Origin of the sequence: Burkholderia sp. FL-7-2-10-S1-D7 (genome assembly GCF_001524185.1) — a bacterium.
GTDB classification, from domain to species: Bacteria; Pseudomonadota; Gammaproteobacteria; order Burkholderiales; family Burkholderiaceae; genus Burkholderia; species Burkholderia diffusa.
The window spans coordinates 1-22630 of the sequence record NZ_LOWY01000046.1 but is presented as its reverse complement, the minus strand read 5'-3'; the positions used below and the strand labels follow the sequence as shown (position 1 = coordinate 22630).

18 protein-coding genes are annotated in these 22630 nt (G+C 66.8%); 8 read left to right on the top strand and 10 right to left on the bottom strand.

Annotated elements, in window-relative coordinates:
• Positions 1–20: 20 nt before the first annotated feature.
• Both WS75_RS16815 and WS75_RS16810 read right to left on the bottom strand, forming a co-directional pair.
• On the bottom strand, positions 21–986 hold the full coding sequence (locus WS75_RS16815) for a PDR/VanB family oxidoreductase (protein WP_059681501.1): 966 nt from the start codon (positions 984–986) through the stop codon (positions 21–23).
• The gene (locus WS75_RS16810; protein ID WP_059681510.1) at positions 983–2062 is read right to left on the bottom strand and encodes an aromatic ring-hydroxylating dioxygenase subunit alpha; all 1080 of its coding nucleotides are present in this window, start codon (positions 2060–2062) and stop codon (positions 983–985) included. Before WS75_RS16810 ends, WS75_RS16815 begins: the two co-directional genes overlap by 4 nt.
• Before the next feature lie 198 nt (positions 2063–2260).
• On the opposite strand from WS75_RS16810, the gene WS75_RS16805 reads away from it, so the two are divergent.
• Positions 2261–2749: a MarR family winged helix-turn-helix transcriptional regulator gene (locus WS75_RS16805; RefSeq protein WP_059681509.1), complete on the top strand. Its 489-nt coding sequence runs from the start codon at positions 2261–2263 to the stop codon at positions 2747–2749.
• Between the two features lie 63 nt (positions 2750–2812).
• On the opposite strand, the gene WS75_RS16800 is transcribed toward WS75_RS16805, so the two are convergent.
• Positions 2813–3559 (bottom strand): TetR/AcrR family transcriptional regulator, encoded by a 747-nt coding sequence (locus WS75_RS16800; RefSeq protein WP_059681500.1) that lies wholly within the window; start codon positions 3557–3559, stop codon positions 2813–2815.
• A 171-nt stretch (positions 3560–3730) separates the two neighbouring features.
• Here WS75_RS16800 and WS75_RS16795 point away from each other — a divergent pair, with 171 nt between their 5' ends.
• The 7 genes from WS75_RS16795 to WS75_RS16765 all read left to right on the top strand — a co-directional run bounded on the left by WS75_RS16795 (position 3731) and on the right by WS75_RS16765 (position 12833).
• On the top strand, positions 3731–4912 hold the full coding sequence (locus WS75_RS16795) for an isovaleryl-CoA dehydrogenase (protein WP_059681499.1): 1182 nt from the start codon (positions 3731–3733) through the stop codon (positions 4910–4912).
• A 31-nt stretch (positions 4913–4943) separates the two neighbouring features.
• On the top strand, positions 4944–6551 hold the full coding sequence (locus WS75_RS16790; protein ID WP_059681498.1) for a carboxyl transferase domain-containing protein: 1608 nt from the start codon (positions 4944–4946) through the stop codon (positions 6549–6551).
• A 17-nt stretch (positions 6552–6568) separates the two neighbouring features.
• Complete coding sequence (locus WS75_RS16785) at positions 6569–7354, top strand: enoyl-CoA hydratase/isomerase family protein (RefSeq protein ID WP_059681497.1); 786 nt, start codon at positions 6569–6571, stop codon at positions 7352–7354.
• A 36-nt stretch (positions 7355–7390) separates the two neighbouring features.
• Positions 7391–9391 carry an acetyl/propionyl/methylcrotonyl-CoA carboxylase subunit alpha gene (locus WS75_RS16780; RefSeq protein WP_059681496.1) on the top strand — a complete coding sequence of 667 codons (2001 nt, stop codon included), beginning with the start codon at positions 7391–7393 and terminating at the stop codon, positions 9389–9391.
• Between the two features lie 244 nt (positions 9392–9635).
• Complete coding sequence (locus WS75_RS16775) at positions 9636–10778, top strand: DUF2827 domain-containing protein (protein ID WP_059681495.1); 1143 nt, start codon at positions 9636–9638, stop codon at positions 10776–10778.
• A 748-nt stretch (positions 10779–11526) separates the two neighbouring features.
• Positions 11527–12330 carry an EAL domain-containing protein gene (locus tag WS75_RS16770; protein ID WP_059681494.1) on the top strand — a complete coding sequence of 268 codons (804 nt, stop codon included), beginning with the start codon at positions 11527–11529 and terminating at the stop codon, positions 12328–12330.
• Between the two features lie 62 nt (positions 12331–12392).
• Complete coding sequence (locus WS75_RS16765) at positions 12393–12833, top strand: hypothetical protein (protein ID WP_059681508.1); 441 nt, start codon at positions 12393–12395, stop codon at positions 12831–12833.
• 42 nt (positions 12834–12875) lie between these two features.
• Here WS75_RS16765 and WS75_RS16760 read toward each other — a convergent pair whose 3' ends face one another.
• From WS75_RS16760 to WS75_RS32310, 7 genes are all read right to left on the bottom strand, one after another.
• A complete protein-coding gene (locus tag WS75_RS16760; protein ID WP_059681493.1) occupies positions 12876–14846 on the bottom strand; it encodes an FkbM family methyltransferase in 1971 nt (656 codons plus the stop codon).
• A gap of 22 nt (positions 14847–14868) precedes the next feature.
• Positions 14869–16005 (bottom strand): DUF2827 family protein, encoded by a 1137-nt coding sequence (locus WS75_RS16755; protein WP_059681492.1) that lies wholly within the window; start codon positions 16003–16005, stop codon positions 14869–14871.
• 28 nt (positions 16006–16033) lie between these two features.
• On the bottom strand, positions 16034–16501 hold the full coding sequence (locus WS75_RS16750; RefSeq protein WP_059681491.1) for a DUF4019 domain-containing protein: 468 nt from the start codon (positions 16499–16501) through the stop codon (positions 16034–16036).
• Between the two features lie 25 nt (positions 16502–16526).
• Positions 16527–17681 carry a DUF2827 domain-containing protein gene (locus WS75_RS16745; RefSeq protein WP_059681490.1) on the bottom strand — a complete coding sequence of 385 codons (1155 nt, stop codon included), beginning with the start codon at positions 17679–17681 and terminating at the stop codon, positions 16527–16529.
• Positions 17682–17695: 14 nt separating this feature from the next.
• The gene (locus tag WS75_RS16740; protein WP_059681489.1) at positions 17696–18841 is read right to left on the bottom strand and encodes a DUF2827 domain-containing protein; all 1146 of its coding nucleotides are present in this window, start codon (positions 18839–18841) and stop codon (positions 17696–17698) included.
• Positions 18842–19219: 378 nt separating this feature from the next.
• Positions 19220–19894, bottom strand: coding sequence for an OmpA family protein (locus WS75_RS16735; RefSeq protein ID WP_059681488.1), 675 nt, complete (start codon positions 19892–19894; stop codon positions 19220–19222).
• 123 nt (positions 19895–20017) lie between these two features.
• Positions 20018–22630 (bottom strand): YadA family autotransporter adhesin (locus WS75_RS32310; protein WP_179948925.1); only part of this gene is annotated, 2613 nt, incomplete at its 5' end.

The window sequence follows — 22630 nt, the reverse complement described above, 5'->3', positions numbered from 1 at the left end:
CCTCGTGTCGGGCGGTCCGTCTACAGGTCGAGTACCAGCAGATCGCTTCGCGATCGCGAGCAGCACGGCATGAACTGGTCGCCGGCCGCTTGTTCCGCTTCCGTCAGATACGAATCGCGATGATCGGGCTCGCCTTCGAGCACGCGCGTCACGCAGGTGCCGCATACGCCTTGCTCGCACGACGTGAGCACGTCGACGCCGTGGGCTGCCAGCGCGGCGATGACCGTGCATTCGGCCGGCACGTCGATCACCTTGCAGCTGCTCGCGATGCGGACCTGGAACGCGCGATCCGCGCCGGACGACGCAACCGCGCCGCCGAAGAACTCGTAATGCAGCCGCTCGTCGGCCCAGTTGCGCTCGCGCGCGGCGTTCAGCACCGCGTCCATGAAGCCGCGCGGGCCGCATACGTACAGGTGGGTGCCGTCAGGCGCTGCGGCGAGTACGGCGGGCAGGTCGAGACGTTGCGCGGGTTCGCCGTCGTCGACGTGGAAGCGGGCGCGGTCGCGGAACCCGGCTGCTTTGATCCGCTCGACAAAGGCCATGCGATCGGTCGAACGCGCGCAGTAGTGCATGTCGAAGGGCGTGCCGGACGAGAACAGCCGTTCCGCCATGCAGAGAATCGGCGTGACGCCGATCCCGCCCGCGAGCAACAGGTGGTGCGGCGCGTCGGGCGCGAGCGGAAATTGATTGCGCGGCATGCCGATGCGTACGGTATCGCCTTGCCGGACTTCGTCGTGAATCGCGCGCGACCCGCCGCGGCCCTCGGCATCGCGCAGCACCGCGATCTGGTAGCGATCGCCGGATTCGGGGTGGTTGCACAGCGAGTACTGGCGCACGAGCCCGCCCGGCAAATACACGTCGATATGCGCGCCGGCGTCGAAGCGCGGCAGGGGCGACCCGTCATCGCTGACGAATTCGAAACCGCAGATGTCACGCGCTTCCTGCCACTTGCGGGCCACCCGGACCGTCAGCGTCGCGGTGCTCATGACGCCTCCTTGATCTGCGCGACCGGAATCACGGGCCGCTGCGGACTCGATGCGCTTTCGTCGGCGAGCAGCCGCTCGATCACCTTGCGCGACAGCACGCCGCCCGCGTCGATGTTGAGCTTGAGCAGCTTGCGGTCCGGCCACTGCTCGAGGTTGCGTTGCTGGCGCTCGAGCATCTCGAGATCCTCGGCGAAGATCTTGCCCTGGCCGTCGCGGATCTCGGCGGTCAACGCGTGATCGTCGGGCCGGAAGTTGCGCGCCATCCCCCAGAAATACCAGATCGACGTGTCCGTCTCTGGCGTGATGAAGTCGACCACGATCGACGACGCTTTCAGCTCGGCCGGTGCGTCGTAGCCTCCGTGGCCTGCATGCGCGACGCCCACTTCGATCATCACGTGGCTCGGCGGCGTGAAGCGGCAGATCTGCCAGCGGTCGACCGCCACGTCATCGGCCAGCCCGTTGCCGCGCAGCGCCATCCGCCAGAACGGCGGCGGCATCACGTTCTCCATGAAGCGGCTCGTGACGACTTCGTCGCCGTTGGCGGTCGTCTTCGGCGGCGCTTCGTCGATTTCCTTCTGGCCGATGCTCGTCGCATGCACGTAGGTCTCGTGCGTGAGGTCCATCAGGTTGTCGATCATCAGCCGGTAGTCGCAACGGATGTGATACAGGCCGCCGCCGTGTGCCCAGGCAGGATCTTCGGCCCACTGAAGCGCGGGCAGTTTGTCGGGATCGGCCGCGGACGCATCGCCGGGCCACACCCAGACGAATCCATACCGCTCGACCACCGGAAAGCTGCGGATCGGCGGAAAGCCGCCGACGCGCTGGCCCGGCATGCCGGCCGTCTTGCCGTTGCAGCCCATTTCCAGCCCGTGATAGCCGCACACGAGCACGCCGTCGCGCACGAATCCCAGCGACAGCGGCGCGCCGCGGTGCGGGCAGAAGTCTTCGAGCGCGGCGACCCGGCCGTCCGCCGCGCGGTAGAACACCATCGACTCGTTGCAGATCTTGCGGCCCAGCGGCTTGCCGTCGATTTCATCGGGCGTGCACGCGACATACCAAGCGTTCTTGAGAAACATGTTCTTCGTCTCCTTCAGGGCGGTGCCGCCGGTGCGCGGCAATCCTTCATTCCGTGTACTGAATGAGATTCAGTGTACTTATTGATGTTGGTCAGGGCAAGGCGAGCGGTATACTGGTTTTCCCGGGAGATGGCGCGATGCAGCGCCATGCCGTCGGCGCACGCAACAGCGTGCGCCGCCTATGTCATCGACTCATTCATGGAAAAAACGAATCCCGCCGACGCGCCGGCTTTCCCGCTCGACCTGTACGACGAACCCGGGCACCTGATCCGGCGCGCGCACCAGATCGCGGTTGCGATGTTTTACGAGAAGCTTGGCCGGGACGTGACGCCCGTGCAGTACGCGGTCCTGCGGATGCTCTACGAGTGCCCTGGGCTCGATCAGGTGACGCTCGCGCAGCGGGTGGCGCTCGACACGTCGACGACCGCGGACCTCGCGGTCCGGCTCGAAGCGAAAGGATTGATCGTCCGCGAAGTGTTGCAGCGGCGTCAGCGGCGCTTGCTATTGACGCCGGCGGGTGTCGAGCTGCTCACGCACCTGATTCCGTCGGTACAGGAACTGCGCGCCGGCCTGTTCGACGGCATGGGGGAGGACGATTCGCGGGAACTGATGCGCCTGCTGCGCAAGTTCGTTCATTTGAACAACGAGCAGAGCCGTGCGCCGCTGCGGGTCGGCGAGGAGTCGTAGCGATTGAATGCCCAGCAAAGGTGAGGCGGCAACGCGGCAGGCGCGCCGTGCCGCCCGCCGGCGTCACGGGCGTGACGCTTCGCGTTCCAGCCGCCGGACCGCTTCCGCGACTTCATTCCTGAAGCGCACCAGCGCCGCCTGCTCCGGCGCGGGCGGCTGCACGGCGGCCCAAAGCATGTCGATGAGCTGGGTGGCCGTCGTTTCCGTATCGAGCTTGCGGTGCCCGAGGATCGCGTCCCACAGCACGTGCTCGATCGGCCCGAACACCATCGAGCGCAGCAGGCTCAGCGGCATGTCGCTGCGTACCTGCCCGGCCGCCTGGCCGCGCGCGAGTACGTCCATCAGCGGCGCCGTGTAGCGGCGCTGCAGCGCGGTGAGCTCATCGCTCAACGCATGCTGCTTCGCCCGCCCCTCCGACAGCACCAGCGCGCACAGCCCGGTGCCGTTCACCAGCATCAGCCGCAGGTGCGTGCGCACGATGAACGCGAACTGCTGCTGCACCGACGCTTCCTGCGGCATCCCGAGTTCGAACGCGGCAATGATTTCGTCATACCAGTCGGCAATCACGCGCGCGCACAGCTCGCGCTTGCCGCGGAAGTAGCTGAACACCGTCGCCTCCGATACGCCGACGCGCTGCGCGATCTCGGCGGCCGTCGCATGCTCGTAACCCTTTTCGGCGAACACTTCACGACCGGCGCGCAGGATGTCCTGCACGCGCTGCTGGGACTTGCGCCCGGCAGGTGCGCGCGACGGCTCGGGGTGGTCGGCTTTGGCGGTGGCGGTCATGGTGTCGGCGGTAGCGGCTGTCATCGTGCAATGATATCTGAGTGTCACTCAAAAAACTATTGACGCCAAGCCGGACGAGGCGCGAAACTGTGCAAAATTTCCGCTGTATTGGCTTAATGAATCGACGCATTGATCCGATTTGAGCGAAACTCAGAAATCGGCGCATGCGACCCACTTTCTGGAGACGGAGGAGACATGATCAATCTGCCCGGTGTGCAATTCATGCTCGGTGAAGACATCGAGATGCTGCGCGACGCCGTCGCGACGTTCGCGGCCAAGGAAATCACGCCGCGCGCGGCGGAAGTCGACCGCACCGACCAGTTTCCGATGGATCTGTGGAAGAAGTTCGGCGATCTCGGCGTGCTCGGCATGACGGTCGCCGAGGAATACGGCGGCGCGAACATGGGCTACACCGCGCACATGGTCGCGATGGAAGAGATCTCGCGCGCATCGGCGTCGATCGGCCTGTCGTACGGCGCGCACTCGAACCTGTGCGTGAACCAGATCCACCGCAACGGCACTGAGGCGCAGAAGCGGAAATATCTGCCGAAGCTCGTGTCGGGCGAACACATCGGCGCGCTCGCGATGAGCGAGCCGAACGCGGGTTCCGACGTCGTCAGCATGAAGCTGCGCGCGGACAAGCGCGGCGACCGCTACGTGCTCAACGGCACGAAGATGTGGATCACCAACGGCCCCGACTGCGACACGCTCGTCGTCTACGCGAAGACGGACATCGACGCCGGCCCGCGCGGCATCACCGCGTTCATCGTCGAGAAGGGGATGAAGGGCTTCTCGGTCGCGCAGAAGCTCGACAAGCTCGGCATGCGCGGATCGCACACGGGCGAACTCGTGTTCCAGGACGTCGAGGTGCCGGAAGAGAACATCCTCGGCCAGCTCAATGGCGGCGTGAAGGTGCTGATGAGCGGCCTCGACTACGAACGCGCGGTGCTGTCGGGCGGCCCGACGGGCATCATGGCCGCGTGTCTCGACGCGGTGGTGCCGTATATCCACGACCGCAAGCAGTTCGGCCAGTCGATCGGCGAATTCCAGCTGATCCAGGGCAAGGTCGCCGACATGTACACCACGTTCCAGGCGTGCCGTGCGTACCTGTACGCGGTTGGCCGCCATCTCGACTCGGCGGGCAGCGACCACATCCGCCAGGTGCGCAAGGACTGCGCGGGCGTGATCCTATACACGGCCGAGAAGGCGACGTGGATGGCCGGCGAGGCGATTCAGATTCTCGGTGGCAACGGCTACATCAACGAATACCCGGTCGGCCGTCTGTGGCGCGATGCGAAGCTGTACGAGATCGGCGCCGGCACGAGCGAGATCCGCCGCATGCTGATCGGCCGCGAGCTGTTCGCGGAAACGATGTAACGCCCCACGTCACGCGAACGGAGCCCCGTCGATGCCGATCATCGAATCGAAACTGAACCCGCGTTCGGAAGAATTCCGCGCGAACGCCGCGGCGCTGGAGGCGGTCGTCGCCGACCTGCGCGCGAAGATCGAACAGCTCGCGCAAGGCGGCGGCCAGGCCGCGCGCGACAAGCACCTGTCGCGCGGCAAGCTGCTGCCGCGCGACCGGATCGCGCAACTGCTCGATCCGGGTGCGCCGTTCCTCGAGCTGTCGCAGCTCGCGGCGAACGGCATGTACAACGACGACGCGCCAGGCGCGGGCGTGATCACCGGGATCGGCCGGATCGCGGGCCGCGAGTGCGTGATCGTATGCAACGACGCGACGGTCAAGGGCGGCACCTACTACCCGATGACGGTCAAGAAGCACGTGCGCGCGCAGGAAATCGCCGCGGAAAACCGGCTGCCGTGCGTGTACCTCGTCGATTCGGGCGGCGCGAACCTGCCGAACCAGGACGACGTGTTTCCCGATCGCGACCACTTCGGCCGCATCTTCTTCAACCAGGCAACGATGTCCGCCGCGGGAATCGCGCAGATCGCGGTCGTGATGGGCTCGTGCACGGCGGGCGGCGCGTATGTGCCCGCGATGAGCGACGAGTCGATCATCGTGAAGAACCAGGGCACGATTTTCCTCGGCGGCCCGCCGCTCGTGAAGGCCGCGACCGGCGAGGAAGTGAGCGCGGAGGATCTCGGCGGCGGCGACGTGCACACGCGCCTGTCGGGCGTGGCCGACCATCTCGCGCAGAACGACGCGCATGCGCTGTCGATCGCGCGCAGCATCGTCGGCCACCTGGCACCGAAGATCGCGCCGCCGGTGGCGGTGCGCGAACCGAAGCCGCCGCGCTACGACGCGAAGAGCCTGTACGGCGTGATTCCGGTCGACACGCGCAAGCCGTTCGACGTGCGCGAGGTGATCGCGCGCATCGTCGACGATTCGGAGTTCGACGAATTCAAGGCGCGCTTCGGCACGACGCTCGTCACGGGCTTCGCGCACATCTGGGGCCATCCGGTCGGGATCGTCGCGAACAACGGCATCCTGTTTTCCGAGTCGGCCGTGAAGGGCGCGCATTTCATCGAGCTGTGCTGCCAGCGCAAGATTCCGCTCGTGTTCCTGCAGAACATCACGGGCTTCATGGTCGGCCGCAAGTACGAGAACGAAGGCATCGCGCGTCATGGCGCGAAGATGGTGACGGCCGTGTCGAACGCGAAGGTGCCGAAGTTCACGGTGATCATCGGCGGCTCGTTCGGCGCGGGCAACTACGGGATGTGCGGCCGCGCATTCGGCCCGCGTTTCCTGTGGATGTGGCCGAACGCACGGATCTCGGTGATGGGCGGCGAGCAGGCTGCATCGGTGCTCGCGACCGTGCGCCGCGACGGCATCGAGGCGAAGGGCGGTTCGTGGTCGAGCGACGAAGAAGAGGCGTTCAAGCAGCCGATCCGTGACCAGTACGAACGCCAGGGCCATCCGTATTACGCGAGCGCGCGGCTGTGGGACGATGGCGTGATCGATCCCGCGCAGACACGCGACGTGCTCGGGCTCGGTCTTGCCGCATCGATGAACGCGCCGATCGACGATACGCGCTTCGGCGTGTTCCGGATGTAACGAGCGAGGAGCGGACGATGCGATACGAAACCATCAAGGTCAACGAAGCAAACCGCGTGGCGACCGTTACGCTCGCGCGGCCCGACGTGCGCAACGCGTTCAACGAGACGACGATCGCCGAGCTCACCACCGCGTTCGAGTGGCTCGATGCGCACGCCGGCGTGCGCGCCGTCGTGCTCGCGGCGGAAGGCGCGGCGTTCTGCGCGGGCGCCGACCTGAACTGGATGAAGAAGATGGCCGGTTACTCGGACGACGAGAATCGCGCCGATGCGCGCAAGCTCGCGCGGATGCTCGAGGCGATCCATCGCTGCGGGAAGCCGGTGATCGCGCGCGTGCATGGCGACGCGTATGCGGGCGGCGTGGGCCTCGTCGCGGCGGCCGACATCGCGATCGCCGCCGAAGGCGCGAAGTTCTGCCTGTCCGAAGCGCGGCTCGGTCTGATTCCGGCGACGATCGCGCCGTACGTCGTGCGCGCGATGGGCGAGCGCGCGGCACGTCGCTACTTCACGACGGCCGAAGTGTTCGACAGTGCGCGCGCCGCGTCGCTCGGCTTCATTCACGATGCCGTGCCGGCCGAGGCGCTCGACGAAACGGTCGCGAAGCTGGCCGCGACGCTCGTCGCGAACGGCCCCGACGCGGTGCAGGCATGCAAGCGGCTCGTCGCCGACGTGGCCGGCCGGCCGCTCGACGCGACGCTGATCGAGCAGACCGCCGACTGGATTGCGCGGACCCGCGCCGGCGCGGAAGCGCGCGAAGGGATCGCGTCCTTCCTCGAGAAACGCACGCCTTCGTGGCGTGAATGACGGCGTGCCCCTAACTTTCCGGACGACACCGAAGCCATGTTCGACAAGATTCTGATCGCCAATCGCGGCGAAATCGCCTGCCGCGTCGCCGCGACGTGCAAACGTCTCGGGATCGCGAGCGTCGCCGTCTATTCCGACGCGGACGCGAATGCGAAGCACGTCGCAGCGTGCGACGAAGCCGTGCACATCGGCGGCTCGGCGGCCGCGGACAGCTACCTGCGCATCGAGCGCATCATCGAGGCCGCGCGCGCGACCGGCGCGCAGGCCATCCACCCGGGTTACGGTTTCCTGTCGGAGAACGAGGATTTCGCGCACGCGTGCGAAGAAGCCGGCATCGCGTTCATCGGGCCGCCGGTCGACGCGATCGCGGCGATGGGCTCGAAGGCCGCCGCGAAGGCGCTGATGCACGCGGCCGCCGTGCCGCTCGTGCCCGGCTATCACGGCGACGACCAGGACGCGGCCCACCTGCATCGCGAAGCCGACGCAATCGGCTACCCGGTGCTGCTGAAGGCCAGCGCCGGCGGCGGCGGCAAGGGCATGCGCGTGGTCGAGCGCTCCGAGGACTTTCCGGCGGCGCTCGCGTCGTGCCAGCGCGAGGCCGCGAGCAGCTTCGGCAACGATCGCGTGCTGATCGAGAAGTACCTGACGCGCCCGCGTCACGTCGAGGTGCAGGTGTTCGGCGACACGCACGGCAACACCGTCTACCTGTTCGACCGCGACTGCTCGGTGCAGCGCCGTCACCAGAAGGTGCTCGAGGAAGCGCCGGCGCCGGGGCTGCATGAAGACGTGCGCCAGGCGATGGGCGAGGCGGCGGTCGCGGCCGCGCGTGCGGTGAATTACGTCGGCGCGGGCACTGTCGAATTCATCATGACGGGCGAGGCGTTCTACTTCATGGAAATGAACACGCGCCTGCAGGTCGAGCATCCGGTCACCGAGATGGTCACGGGGCTCGATCTCGTCGAGTGGCAACTGCGTGTCGCATCGGGCGAGCCGCTGCCGCTGCAGCAGGACGAGCTGCGCGTGCACGGGCATGCGATCGAGGCGCGTCTCTATGCGGAGAATCCGGCGCGCGGCTTCCTGCCGTCCACCGGCACGCTGAAGCACCTGCGGCTGCCGGAAGGCGTCGAGTTCGCGATCGGCGCGCCGGTGCGCATCGACAGCGGCGTGCGCGAGGGCGATGCGATCACGCCGTTCTACGATCCGATGATCGCGAAGCTAATCGTGCACGGCGCGGACCGCGCGGAAGCGCTCGGCCGGATGCTGCGCGCGCTGCGTGCGTGCGAGGTGGTCGGCCTGCACACGAACGCCGCATTCCTGCAGCGAATCGTCACCTGCAAGCCGTTCGCGATCGCCGATCTCGACACGGGCCTGATCGAGCGCAACCACGATGCGCTGTTCGCGCCGCAACAGCCGCCGCGCGCGACGCTCGCGCTGGCCTGCGCCGCGCTGCTCGCGCGCGAACGCGACGCGGCCGCACGGGAAGGCGCGTCGCCGTGGCGTGCGCTGCCGGACTGGCGGCTGAACGGCGGCTATCGCCGCACGCTCGAATGGCATGCGCCCGAACGCGAAGCGGACGCGACGGTCACCTACGAGGACGACGGCGGCAGCACGCGCCTCGCCACTGGCGACGCGGCCGCGCAGCCGTTCGCGTGGACCCGCGGTGCGACGCCGCTCGACTTCGACGTGACGCTCGACGGCGTGCGCAGCAGCGGCCGCGTGTACGCGGATGGCGACAGTTTCCACGTGTTCACGCAGGGTGTCGCCGAGACCTTCGAATGGCGTAACGTGCTCGCGCACGCGGGCGATGCCGAGCATGGCGGCGGCCGCCTCACCGCACCGATGCCCGGCAAGGTGATCGCGGTGCTGGTCGAGCCGGGCCAGAAGGTCGAGGCCGGCACGCCGCTGATCGTGATGGAGGCGATGAAGATGGAGCACACGATCGGCGCGCCGGGCGCGGGCGTCGTCGCCGAAGTGCTGTACGGCGTCGGCGACCAGGTCGCGGATGGCGCGCAGCTGCTGATGATGGCGGAAGGCTGACCGGGGCGTGCGTCGCGCACGGGCCGGCGTGGCGCCTCGCGGCGCGGCGCCGGCCTTGTCGCATCTGGCCGTCGGCGACGGCGCGCCTGGCCAGGCCGCACGGTGCGAACGGCCCCCGGCCGCATCGCGTATGACCATGCCTGACAGTCTGGCGGCCGGCGCCTCGCTAGACTGGCGGATGGCTCGCGCGGCCCATTGCCGTGAGCTACACTGCATCCATTCAATCACCCACCCCGCCGACGAGATGAAGTCTCCTGCCCTGAACGGCCTGCGCATCGGTATCACGATCGGCCTGCGCGCCCCCGACGAAAGCCTGTGGATCAACGGCATCAAGCAGAACGCGTTGTTTCTCGCGAAGTTGTTGATGGCGTCGCCGCATGGCTATCGCGTGACGCTGGTCAACACGACCGACGTGGCGCTGACCGATGCGCTGCCGTGGGATCGCCGCGTATACGACACGCGCGCGTTCGCCGAGATGAAGGATGGGCTCGACGTGTTGATCGAACTCGGCGGTCAGATCGACGGCGAGCAGACGGCCTACCTGAAGGCGCGCGGCGCGAAGATCGTCAGCTACTGCTGCGGCTTCGAGTACATCACTTCGATGGAATCGATACTGTTCGGCCGCCGCATGTGGGATTCGCTGTTCATCAACCGCGGCTACGACGAATTGTGGGCCATTCCGCAGATCGCGGAGTCGTCGCTGCCGTTCCTGCAGTCGCTGCGCCGGTGCCCGGGGCGCGTCGTGCCGTTCGTGTGGGACCCGATGTGTCTGGAGGCGCGTGCGCAATCGCTGCCGGAGCGTGGCGAATACCGGCCGCGCAGCGAACCGGGCAAGCGGCTGACGGTGATGGAGCCGAACCACAACGTCGTGAAGTTCTGCATGTATCCGATGCTGATCATCGACGAGGCGTATCGCCGCGACCCTGATGCGATCTGCTTCACGCACGTGACGAACGCCGATCGCCTCGCGCACAACAGCCCCGAATTCGTGACGCTGATGAACTACCTGGACATCGTGCGCGCGGGCAAGGCGAGCTTCGTCGGGCGTTTCGACACGCCGTTGTTCCTGGCCGAGATGACCGACATCGTCGTGTCGCATCAATGGGCGAACCCGCTCAACTACTTCTATTTCGACGTGTGCTGGCAGGGTTATCCGCTCGTGCACAACGCGAGCCTCGTGCCGGACCTCGGCTACTACTATCCTGGCAACGACGTGCAGAAGGGCGCGGAAGCGCTGCTGCACGTGCTGCATACGCACGACGACGACTGGCAAGGGTACGCGCGGCGCCAGCGCGAGATCCTCGGCCGCTATACGTCGGCGAACCCCGCGCTCGTCGCCGAATACGATGCGCTGCTCGCGAACCTGATCGGCGCGACGGCGGCATAAGGTTGCGCGTTGCCGCATGCCGTCATCCGGCTTGACCGCGGATAATGTCTGAAGAAATGATGCCTTTAAAAAGAAACCGTCGAGCCGGTGAGATTCGACGGTTTTGAAGGCACGAATTTGACGGCTCCGAGGGAAGTCCGTCAGAAATTATTTTAGAGGTTAACAAGTCGAAAAGATTGTTAAATATCTTTCAATCGACGATCGTCGCGTAATTCGACTCGATATTATCGTCTCTGGCTAGTCTGATTAATATTCGGGTATTATCAATATCGTTTCAAACGCTCGAATTGAATTCTGCGGAGACCGAATGCGCAGCGCCGAGTCATGTCGGCACAACGTGCGGACGGTTGTAGCGAAGCCGGGCGGAGGCTCCGGACAGGGTTTCGCTGGCGGATATTCATCATACAAAATACCAGACATCCGATTTTTGAAACGAGCCTAGCGGTAATCTGAATCGCCGGGCGATGTTCGGGTGTGGAAAATAAACGGTTTCGATTAGCGCTTCGCAGGTGATTTTGTGTAATCTGCCGCACTGTTTTCGACGTGTGCGCGTGGTGTATTTTCAGTGTTTGAATATCATTGACAATATCGGGTTTGACGGCGCGCCGAATTAAAAAGTACGCTCCCGGAAAAGATCGAAACAAGAGGATGGGCCGGGTAGGCGGTGGTGCGTGTCGTGGTCGGCTCGCGCCATATGAATCGAAAGCGCGGGCCGTCATCGGCGGTCCGACATTTGCCGGAGCGCCGGATGAATGCGGTCGAACCTCGCCTGGAGGCGAATAGCGTAACGAATCGGGACGAGATCGATCTCGTGTTCGGTGCGCATGACGATCACCCCGACCTTGCGTCGGTACGCAGTTTCGTCGAAAGCCGGCTCGGATTCGCGCGCGAGCCGGTCTGCCGCGCCGACCTGTCGGGCGGCGTGCTGTATCACGAATGCCTTGCGCGGCTGCGCATGGGATCGCGCGAGGCGTTGCCGCCGCTCGCGTTCCTGCCGCGCCTCGAATCGCTCGGGCTGATGCGCTGGTTCGACCGGCTCGTGGTGGGCCGGACGATCGACGCGCTGCGTGCCGATCCGAAGGCCGTGTACGGCTGCAACGTCGCGGCGATGAGCGCGGTGGTGGACGACGCGTGGCTGGCCATTTTCAGGCGGCTCGAGCGCGAGCCGTCGGTCGCGGCTCGGCTGGTCGTCGAGATTACCGAGACGGGGCCGCTGAATCCCGTCGCGGGCCGGTCGTTCGTGAACCGGTTTCGCCAGACCGGGTGCCGTGTCGCGATCGACGACTTCGGCGTCGGCTTCAGCGCATTGAACAACCTGGTGGTCGGCAACCCCGACATCTTGAAGCTCGACAGGTCGGTCCTGTCGCTGATCAAGCGCAACGCGATCGGGCGCTACCAGTTTCGCCGGCTGATCGCGTTCGCGCACGAAAGCGCGCGGCATGTCGTCGTCGAAGGCGTGGAGAACGAGGTCGACCGGCAGATCATCCTCGATTCCGGCGTCGCCTGGGCGCAGGGCATCCGCTTTACATGGCGGTCACCGGCCGCCGCATGACACCGCGGCGCGGGCGCGGCGTGCCGGCACAGGGCAACGAAGGATCGGAAAGGGGCGTGGGTATGGCGACGACGAAAGCCGGGCACGGAACGGGCACGCGGGCGGCCGATGCGTGCGAACTCGTCGCGATCGCCGAACTGGCAGACATGCTGCGGGAGCTCGGCGCCGAATCGACCGATGCGCGGTTCGACATCGCACCGTATCTCGATGGCCTGAAGGCCGTTGCGCACCGCATTCACCGGATGAAGCCGCTCGACGCCGACGGCCGCGAACTCGCGGCGCGGCACTACTATGCCGGCGTGTTTGCGGGCGCCTGCGGCGACGATTCGGCGATTGCGCGCGGTGTATCCGGCAGCCTCGCGCGGCACGCCGGCCAGGCCAGCCGTGCCGCGCTCCGCTGTTTCGCGGGGCTCGTGCGGATCGGACGCCGGCATGGCCGCCTGTTTGCCACGCACGGCGGCGACCCGGTGCCGCCCTGGCGTCCGCTCGCGCGCCGCGCCTGACGCTCGCCGATCACGGGCGTGCGGCGCCCGCCAGGCACCCCGTCAGTCTTTTCCGAATTCCCCGAGCACGAACGCCAGCGCGCGATCGACCGCATCGTCCCATTGGCCCGGACGCGCTGCGCGCACGATCCGGATGCCCGGATACAGCGCGGTACGCGAGCCGGTTTCCCAGCGCGCATCGGCTTTCGGGCTCAGCAGCAGAACCGCTGGCACACCCAGCGCGCCGGCCAGGTGGATGTGCACGGTGCAGGTGGTGACCACGGCATCCATCGCGAGCATCAGCGCGGCCAGATCGCTGAAATCGTCGATCGCGTGATGCGGGAACGTGACCGGCAAATCCGACGGCTCGATGTGCGCGGCGATGTCGCGGTTGATGCAGTACGCGGCATGGCCATGCAGTCGCGCGAGTGGCGCGAGATCGCGCAGGCTGGCCGCGCGCAGGAAGCGCGTATCGCTTTCGGCGCGGCCGCGCCAGTTGAGGCCGATGCGACGCGTGCCCGGTGCGTTGCCGTCGCGCGCGACGCGTTCGCGCCAGGCGGCCGCCCGTTCGGGCGGGCACGACAGGTACGCGGCCGGCGCGCCGGCCGGTGCAGGCGCATAGCCAAACTGCGCGGCGAGCACCAGGAACGAACACCAGTAGTCGTGCGCAAGCTGCGACGTGTCGACCCACGCGCCGTGCGCGCCGACGAATTCGATGCGCGGGAACGTATGGCGCATCAGACTGACCAGCGCGGCCGGGACGACGACCGTCACCGCCGCGCAGCCGAGCGCGTCGAGCGTATGCAGGTAGCGTGCGTACTGGAGCTGGTCGCCGACACCGCCGTAGCTGATCACGAGCAGTCGCTTGCCGTGCAGCGGCTGGCCGTCGTAAAGCCGTTCGATCGGCAGCCCGAACTGCGCGGCGGTCAGCACGTTCTCGCTGGCGATGGTCGCGCGCGCGGCTTCGTCGCGCCGGCCGGCACGCAGCAGCAGCGCCGAGCGCGCGAGTTCGACACGCCCGCGCAGCGCGTCGGGCAGCGCGGCCGGGTCGCCGATGCGTTCGAGTGCCGCGAGCCCGGCGTCGGGCGCGCCGGCGAAGCCGTAGCACGACGCGAGCTGGAACGCGATCGCGTCGTCGTCGAGGCCCCGGCCGCGCGCGCGCAGCCAGCGGTCGATCGCGTGGCCCCATTCGCAGCGCGCCTCGTGTTCGAGCGCGCGGTTCCAGTGCGTTTCGGGCGGGTCGGTCTCGGCGGCCGCGACGGCATTCGCGTCGTCATGTGCGCGCGCGGATGCATTGCCGATCGGTTCGCCCGAGATGAACAGGCGCTGCCGGTCCCAGCGCGGGTTCGGCACGCACAGCATGTTCAGCGCGTCGATCCGGTAGAACGTGTAGTCGAGACCGGCGAACGTATCGATGATCGACGCCTCGCCGACCTTCCAGTATTCGATCCAGCACCACGGCAGATGCGTCTCGATCAGCCGGCGCGCGCCGCGCAGCGCGTCGATCTCCATGCCTTCGATGTCGAGCTTCAGAAAGTCCAGCCGAGGCAGGCCGAGGGAATCGAGCCGCACGACCGGCGTCGGCGTGCCGCCGGACGCCTGCTCGTCGACGAGCGAGACCTGCCCGAAGTCGGCATCCTGTCCGTAGTCGACGTCGGGCACTTTCATCGTGCCGTTGGCGGCGGCCAGCCCCATGTTCAGCAAGTGGAGGTTGTCGAGCTGGTTCAGCGCGATGGTCCCGCCGAGGGCATGAAACAGCGTGCGCTGCGGCTCGAACGCATAGACGGTGCCGCCGCGCCCGCGCAGCCGATGCGCGATCGGCACGCACACGAGCCCCGCATTCGCGCCACCGTCCACTGCGATCGCGCCGTCGGGCAACTGGTCGATCACGTGCAGGATCGTGTCGAGTTCCCCCTGGATATGCGGCCGACCGGTCTTGATCAGCGCCTCGGCCTGCAACGCGCAGTGCCGGTTGATGAGAAACGGGCCGTGGATCGAATCGATCACGACGAAATTGCGGACGGTCTGATTCATGGGCGGGCGCGTGTGAAGGAGGTCAGCCGAGCGCGCGCCCGGCGAACAGGCGCTGGATCTGCTCGGAATACGCGCGGACGTTGTGGTCCGCGAGCGTGTCAACCTGCTGCAGACAGCGGCGGCCCGCTGCGGCGTAATCGTCGAGCCGCGCGTCGTGCGTTTGCGCGGCGGTCGCGATCGCGCGCGCCGCGTCGAAGATCTCGAAGTCCGGGTAGTAATAGCCGACGTCGCGCAGGAACGGCGAGTTGTGCACGAGCGGGTAGTTGCCGTACAGCGCGTCGTACAACAGGTAGTTCAGGCCGTTTTCCCAGTGGTGCGACACGACGATGTCGGTGTGATGCGCGGCCCACGCGACGAACGGCGCGCGCACGTCGGCCGTCGCCTTGCCGTCGCGCACCATCTCGAGCCCGAGCGCGAGATGCTTGAAGGCGACGTTTTCCTTCTTGTCGAACGTGTTGGTCATGTACACGTGCTCGACGAGCTCCGGGTGCTCGACGTAGCACGCGTTCGCGGCCAGCATCGGCACGATCGAACTCTTCACGACGTTCAGGTTCGGTTCGAAGAACGCGATGCGCTTGGCCGGGCCGTGATTGCGGTAGCCGAAGCGCGCCTTCAGTTCGGGATCGGCGTCGAGGCTGCGTTCGATGAAGTACGGCGACCAGATGTGCGGCAGCTCGATCACCGGTGCGCGATACACGGCCTGGAAATAGGCCGCGCACGTGTGCATGTGCTGCGGGTTGGTCCAGATCTCGTCGAATTGCACGCGGTTCGGGTTCGGCCGCCAGTTGTTCTTCTCGAAGTTGATCGTCTCGACCGCGATCACGTAGTCATTGCCGAAGCGGTACGACACGCACTTGCCGCCGCGCTGGCGCACCGCGTCCGCGTGCGACGGATCGATGAACGCGTTCATCTCGATCAGCAGGTCGGTCTGGTGGACGATCGCCGACAGCGGCCGCAGCGCGTCGCCGAATGCGTCCATCATCAGCGCCTGCGGGTAGTCGGTGATGCCGTCGTCGTGCGCGAGCCACACTTCGCCGATCAGCGGCGAGCGTTTCAGCAGCATGTACAGGTACACGCAATGCTGGTTCGCGCCGTTGTACCAGATCGACTGCGTCGCGTCGCGCTGAACGTTCATCGTAATCGCGACATTGATTTTCATCGGCTGCTCCGGGCGGACGGTGCGCGGTTCAAGGCATGTAGTTCTGCGACTGGCGCGGCACGTAGCCGGTCAGGCGCCAGCGGCCGTCGTCGTCGAGGCGAAAGCTCAGCTTTTCGTATACGGTCGTCCCGGTCGTGAGCGTCGTCGCGTAGTCGACATTCGCATAAAGCCCGTCGGGCGTCGTCGATGAATTCGCGTAGCGAATCCGCGTGATCTGTGCCCAGCCGCGATGGCTGACCATGCCGACCGACTGGCGCGCGCGCTGCATGTCCAGGGCGAACTGCTCCTGCTTGATGTGCGCCTTCACGAACGCGGCGGAGTCGTTCCACACTGCGCCGTACTGCCCGGCGTCGAGCTGTTTGAAGACCGCATCGGCATCGCGCAGCAGCGCGTCGGCCGATTCGCCGCCGGATTGCGCGTGCGCACCGATCGCAATCGACGCGATGGCGCAGCCGATCAGCCATTTCGTGCGGGAGAAGGGCGGGTATGCGTTCATGTCGGAGTCCGGAGGAGGCGGCGCGTCATGCGTCGCGATAGAGCGCGGCGATCGCGTCGGAATATGCGGCGACGTTGTCGGGGTTGTAGATGCTGACCGAGTCGAGCACGTGCTTCGATTGCTCGCGGTACGCGTCGAGGTTCGCATCGTGCTCGGCGAACGCCTGCAGCAGCGCGCGGCCGCCGGCCTGGCAATCGAAGTCCGGATAGAAATACCCGGCCTTGCCGAGGAACGGCGAGTTGTGGATCAGCGGATAGTCGCCGTACAGCAGTTCGTAGTACAGGTAGTTCTGCGCGTTTTCCCACGTGTGCGATATCACCGCGTCGCCGTAGGCGGCCATGAACTCGTACACCGCATAGCGGCCTTCGAACGTCGTGATCCCGTGGTTGACGATGTCGAGGCTCTTCGCGAAATGGACGAACGTCGTGTGTTCCTTCAGGTGCAGCGTGTTGCACACGCGCACGAACTCGAGGAATTCGGGCTTCGCGCGATATGCCTCCTCGGTCACCAGCATCGGGATGATGCTCGTCTTCACCATGCAGATGTTCGGCTCGAACATCGTCACGCGCCAGCGCGGCTTGCCCGGTTGGTAGCCGAACGACAAACCGGCGCCGAGCGTCGCGCGTGCCTTGTCGAACAGCATCGGATGCCAGATGTGCGGGACGATCGTCACCGGCGCGCGCAGGCCCGTCTGGTAATAGTGCAGGCACGAGCGCTCGAATTCCGGAATCGTCCATACCGCGTCGTACGGCGCGCCCGAGAACAGGAAGCCCGACGGCTTGTCGAACATCGCCCGCTCGATGTCGATCACGTAGTCGTTGCCGACCCGCATCGTGACGACCTTGCCGCCGCGGTCGCGGAACGCGCGCAGGTAGTCGGCGCCGAACTGCGCGCTCATTTCGATCAGCACGTCGCAGCGCTCCAGCGCTTCGTCCATCGACAGGAGCGGCACGTCCCATTCGCCGAGCATCATCTGCGGATCGGCGAGCTGTTCGCCGCCGTTCACCATCACGGCTTCCGCGACGAGCGGCGACTGGCGTAGCAGCAGGATCAGCAGCAGGCAGTTCTGGAAGATGCCGTTTTCCCACAGCGACTGGCCGGCGCCGCGCACGAACAGCGATACGCCGACGACGAGACGCTTGCCCTCACCGGGTGCTCGACGGGCTTTGGAGTCCGACATGCGTATGCTCCGGTTCAGGCGACCAGGCGCGCGACGAACGCGTCCAGGTTCGCGGGGTTGTCGATCGAGACCGACTGCAGCAGCCGGTCGGTTTTCGCACGATAGTCGTCGAGCCGCTCGTCGTGATGCAGCCATGCATCGCGCAGCGCCTGGCCACCGCCGGCGGAATCGAAATCCGGGTAGTAGTAGCCGGCGTCGCCGAGCAGCGTCGAGTTGTGGATCAGCGGATAGCCGCCGTACAGCACGTCGTAGTACAGATAGTTCTGCGCGTTTTCCCAGTGGTGGGACACGACGGCGTCCGCGTGGCGCGCCATGAAGCCCGGCAGGTCGATGCGTGGCTCGAACGTCGCCTTGTGCTGGCGCACCAGGTCGAGGCTGTTCGCGAAGTGCAAGAAGGTCGGATGCGCCTTCATGTGCATCGAGTTGACGACGAACAGATGCTGCACCGCGTCCGGTTGTGCACGGTAGAACTCGTCGCACGCGAGCATCGGGTAGTGGCAGGACTTCACGACCGAGATGTTCGGCTCGAGCGTGGCGAGATTCCATGGACGACGGCCGGGCCGATAGCCGAACGTCAGGCCTTCGCTCGCCAGCGCGGCGATGCGGCGATCGAGGAAGTACGGCGACCAGATGTGCGGCATCAGGTGCACCGGCGCGCGCAACAGGGTTTGCAGCATCGGCGCGCTGGTCTTCGCGTACTGCGGCAGCAGCCATGCCTCATCGAACGGCCCACCGTTGTAAATGTGTCCCGACGGCTTGCCGAAGATCGGCGTTTCGCATACGCCGGCATACATGTGGCCGCAGAAGAACGCAGTGATCTTCTTGCCGAGTGCCTTCATGTGCCTGAGCCATTCGACCGGCAATTGCGCGCCCATCTCGATCACGACGTCGAGTTCGTGCGTGACGTCGGCAGGCTTCACGAGCGGCACGTCGAGACCGTCGAGGTCGAGGCCGGTCGGCAGTGCGTTGGCGTCGCCGCCGTTCAGGAAATAGACGGGGCCGACGCGATCGGAGCGCTTGAGCATCATCGCGAGGAACGCGATGTTCTGGTGAATGCCGTTTTCCCAGATCATCTGGCCGTCCCGCGCAAACAGCGAGATGCCGACGGCCGGCCGTTGCTTGCGGGTGCCGCGCGAGGCGGCTTGATTGATGTCCGTCACCGGTTGGTTTCCTCTGCGGCGTCGTGTGTCCGCCCGTGGCCGCGAAACGGCGCACCGTGGATTGTCGTGGTCGCGTTCGCGCCGGCGCGCACTGGAATGCGCGTCGAGCGGCGCGGATCGCGATGCGGCCGCCGGATTCCGGAATGTCGTCGGGCGCGTCTGGCACCGCACGCGACGCGGGCGGAACGCCTCGGCAGCTGTGTGCGGCGATTGTGGCACGGAAGGCGCCGTTTTGTGGAGGGGGCTGACGAACTTTGACATAGCCGCCGGCGCGGGAGCCGGGGCCCCGGCGACGCGGGGTCGACGGGGGCAGCAAGGTGCCGGTGAGGGCTGTCGCGCGCAGGCGCGGGGGCGCACGAGCCCGCGACGGCCGGCGGTTCAGCGCTGCAGCGAGATCTCGACGCGGCGGTTGCTCGCGCGGCCTTCGGCCGTCGCGTTGGACGCGACCGGGTCGGCGCTGCCGCGGCCCGTGACCGAGACGGACTGCGCTTTCAGCCCGTGCGCCTTCAGGTAGCTTGCGACGGTTTCCGCGCGGCGCTTCGACAGCGCGAGATTGGCGGCGTCGCGGCCGACCGAATCCGTATGGCCGGTGACCGTCACCTGCGTGTACGTGCGGTCTTCGCGCTCGCTCAGCAGCTTGTCGAGCGACGCGCGGGCGGCCGGCGTGAGCGTGGCCAGGCCCGTCGCGAACAGCGCGTCGCCCGCGAGGTTCACATGTTCGACCGCGGCGGGCACCGACGCGGGCGCCGGCTCGACGGCCGACGCCGCTGCTGCCGGCGCGGCACCGCACTGGAATACGAGCGTCGCGGGGTCCGAGCCGTCGCGCAGCGCGCGGGCCGAGTCGACGGTGCGCACCGGCTGGTCGCCGCAGATCTTGCGAGCGGCCTTCATGCAGGTCTGCGGGCCGGACAGCAGGCCGTGGCAGTCCACCTGGAAGGTGCGCACGCCGTCGCGCGGCTGCAGTTCGGATGCGCTGTAGGTCGGGCCGGATGCGGTCGAGCACGCGGCGAGGGCCGTCGCGGAAAGCGCGAGCGCAAGAGCGAGTTTGTTCACGATTACGTCCTCAATGCCTGGGTTGACTGAAGCCCGCCACGCGTTGCGCGGCGGGCTCGTCCTGCCGTCGGGGCCGCCCGGTGCCGTCCGGCTCGTGAGCCGGCGGCATGGCGGCGCGACGGGTTACTTCCACTGGTACAGCATGCCGGCGCCGATCACCTTCTGACCGCCGCTGAAGCCGCCGTTGATCGACGCCTTCAGGTTCTCCGTGATGCGCGCCTGCATGTTGACCGCCATCGCCTTCTGACCCAGGAACGACGAGGTGCCGACACCCATCCCGAAGTTGGCGTCGCGATCGAGCTGCGGGATCGACGCCATCGCGCCGACGGCCGCGATACCTTGCTTCGCCATCTGGTCGGTCTGCTGCAGTTGCGAACCCAGCGAGTTGATCTGCGCCTGCTGGCCCGACAGTGCCGTCGACAGCGTCGTCTGCACCTGCGTCAGCTGGTTCACGTTCACCGCGTCCGTGCCTTGCGTACCCGGCGCGACGTTCGTGATCTGGCGCTGCTGCGTGTCGCTGCCGACCGACACCACGTTCGAACGGCCGCCGTCGTTCGAATTCGCGCCGATCGCCACCGAGTTCGAGCCGGCGGTGACCGTCGGCCGGTCGGAGCCGGTGCCGTTCATGTCGGCCGCGACGGCGGTGTTGTTCACCGATCGCGTGCTGTTGTTGTTGATCGTCGTCGACAACTGGCTCACCTGATCGCCGAGATTCGTCACGCCGGTCGACAGCGAGGCCACCGTACTGTTCGTCGTGCTCAGGCCGGTCGACAGCGAGCCGATGCCGGTCGACGTCGACGTGGACAGCGACGTGAGGTTGCTGTTCGTCGAACTGAGGCCCGTCGACAGCGAGGTGATCGCCGTCGAGGTCGACGTGGACAGCGACGTCAGCGAGCTGTTGGTCGAGCTCAGGCCCGTGGACAGCGAACCGATGCCGGTCGACAGCGACGAGATGTTCGACGCGGTCGACGTGGACAGGCTGTTGAGCGCCTGGTTCGTCGCGTTGAGCTGGCTGCCGTTGATCGCGTCCGTGCTCGTGGCCGATACCTGGCCTGCCGCGACGTTCGTGATCTGACGCGTGGCGCCCGTGGCTGCGTTGCCGACGCTAACCACGCCTACCGGCGAGGTGCCCGCGAAGGAGTACGTGACGCCGCCGATCGTGGCGCTCGAGGTGCCCACCGCGGTACCTGTGACCGAGTTCGCGCCGAGGGCGATCGAGTTCGCGACGTTGGCTTGCGCGTTCGTGCCGAAGGCGAGCGCATCCGCGGCGGTGGCTGACGCACCCGAACCGTAGGCCTGGGCGCCGGTGGCGCTTGCGACAGCCTGGTTGCCCAGCGCGATCGTGTTGTCCGCAGTGGCCTGATTCGAGTTGCCGAGGGCGATCGCGCTGTTGCCGGTGGCCGTGTTCGCGTTGCCGAGCGCCACTGCGCCGGTGCCGGTCGCCGTGTCGTTCGCGCCCAGTGCGACTGCGCCAGTGCCCGTTGCGATGCTCGGGTCGCCGATCGCGACCGCGCCGTCGCCGCTCGCCGTGTTGCCGGAGCCGATCGACACCGCCTTGCCGCCGGTGGCCGCTGCGTTCTGGCCGATGGCGACCGCGCCGGTCGATGCCGCGTTCGAGCCGTCGCCGACCGCGACGCTGCTGGCGCCTGCTGCGCTGGCGTTCACGCCGGCTGCGAGCGAGTTGACGCCCGTCGCGCCGTTGTTGGCGTAGTTGCCTTGCTGCGTGCCGTTGTCGTTGACGCTGTAGTAGTGCGTCTTCGCGGCTTCGATCGCGGTCGACGTCGAGGTGGACAGCGATGTGATCGAGCTGGTTGCCGACGACAGGCCCGTCGAGGTCGACGTGGACAGCGACAGGATCGTGCTGGTGGCCGTCGAGAGACCGGTCGACGCGGAAGTCGACAGCGAACTGATCGAGCTCGTTGCCGACGACAGGCCGGTCGAGGTCGAAGTCGACAGCGAGCTGATCGAGCTCGTCGCCGACGAGAGGCCGGTGGACGTCGAAGTCGAGAGCGACGCCACCGAGCTGTTGGTCGAGCTCAGGCCCGTGGACAGCGACGTGACGCTGCTTGAGGTCGACGTGGACAACGACGTGAGCGAGCTGTTGGTCGCGCTCAGGCTGGTGGACAGGGAGCCGATCGAGCTGGTCGCGGACGACAGGCCGGTCGAAGTCGACGTGGACAGCGAGCTGATCGAGCTGGTTGCCGAGGAGAGGCCGGTCGACGTGGAGGTCGACAGCGAAGCCACTGAGCTGTCGGTCGAGCTGAGGCCCGTGGACAGCGAGTTGATGCCGGTCGAGGTCGACGTGGACAGCGAGCTGATCGAGCTGGTCGAGGAGAGGCCGGTCGACGTGGAGGTCGACAGCGAAGCCACTGAGCTGTCGGTCGAGCTGAGGCCCGTGGACAGCGAGTTGATGCCGGTCGAGGTCGACGTCGAGAGCGAGCTGATCGAGCTAGTCGCCGACGACAGGCCGGTCGACGTGGAGGTCGAGAGCGAAGCCACGGTGCTATCGGTCGAGCTGAGGCCTGTGGACAGCGAGCTGATGCCGGTCGAGGTCGACGTGGAGAGCGACGAAATCGAGCTGGTCGCCGACGAGAGACCGGTCGACGTGGAAGTCGACAGCGAAGCGACCGAGCTGTCGGTCGAGCTCAGGCCCGTGGACAACGAGCTGATGCCGGTCGAGGTCGACGTGGACAGCGACGAGATCGAGCTGGTTGCCGACGACAGGCCAGTCGACGT

What these genes read in the sequence shown, in the direction of transcription:
- WS75_RS16815 (WP_059681501.1), bottom strand. Translation starts at nt 986, where the DNA reads ATGAGCACCGCGACGCTGACGGTCCGGGTGGCCCGCAAGTGGCAGGAA.
- WS75_RS16810 (WP_059681510.1), bottom strand. Translation starts at nt 2,062, where the DNA reads ATGTTTCTCAAGAACGCTTGGTATGTCGCGTGCACGCCCGATGAAATC.
- WS75_RS16805 (WP_059681509.1), top strand. Translation starts at nt 2,261, where the DNA reads ATGGAAAAAACGAATCCCGCCGACGCGCCGGCTTTCCCGCTCGACCTG.
- WS75_RS16800 (WP_059681500.1), bottom strand. Translation starts at nt 3,559, where the DNA reads ATGACAGCCGCTACCGCCGACACCATGACCGCCACCGCCAAAGCCGAC.
- WS75_RS16795 (WP_059681499.1), top strand. Translation starts at nt 3,731, where the DNA reads ATGATCAATCTGCCCGGTGTGCAATTCATGCTCGGTGAAGACATCGAG.
- WS75_RS16790 (WP_059681498.1), top strand. Translation starts at nt 4,944, where the DNA reads ATGCCGATCATCGAATCGAAACTGAACCCGCGTTCGGAAGAATTCCGC.
- WS75_RS16785 (WP_059681497.1), top strand. Translation starts at nt 6,569, where the DNA reads ATGCGATACGAAACCATCAAGGTCAACGAAGCAAACCGCGTGGCGACC.
- WS75_RS16780 (WP_059681496.1), top strand. Translation starts at nt 7,391, where the DNA reads ATGTTCGACAAGATTCTGATCGCCAATCGCGGCGAAATCGCCTGCCGC.
- WS75_RS16775 (WP_059681495.1), top strand. Translation starts at nt 9,636, where the DNA reads ATGAAGTCTCCTGCCCTGAACGGCCTGCGCATCGGTATCACGATCGGC.
- WS75_RS16770 (WP_059681494.1), top strand. Translation starts at nt 11,527, where the DNA reads ATGAATGCGGTCGAACCTCGCCTGGAGGCGAATAGCGTAACGAATCGG.
- WS75_RS16765 (WP_059681508.1), top strand. Translation starts at nt 12,393, where the DNA reads ATGGCGACGACGAAAGCCGGGCACGGAACGGGCACGCGGGCGGCCGAT.
- WS75_RS16760 (WP_059681493.1), bottom strand. Translation starts at nt 14,846, where the DNA reads ATGAATCAGACCGTCCGCAATTTCGTCGTGATCGATTCGATCCACGGC.
- WS75_RS16755 (WP_059681492.1), bottom strand. Translation starts at nt 16,005, where the DNA reads ATGAAAATCAATGTCGCGATTACGATGAACGTTCAGCGCGACGCGACG.
- WS75_RS16750 (WP_059681491.1), bottom strand. Translation starts at nt 16,501, where the DNA reads ATGAACGCATACCCGCCCTTCTCCCGCACGAAATGGCTGATCGGCTGC.
- WS75_RS16745 (WP_059681490.1), bottom strand. Translation starts at nt 17,681, where the DNA reads ATGTCGGACTCCAAAGCCCGTCGAGCACCCGGTGAGGGCAAGCGTCTC.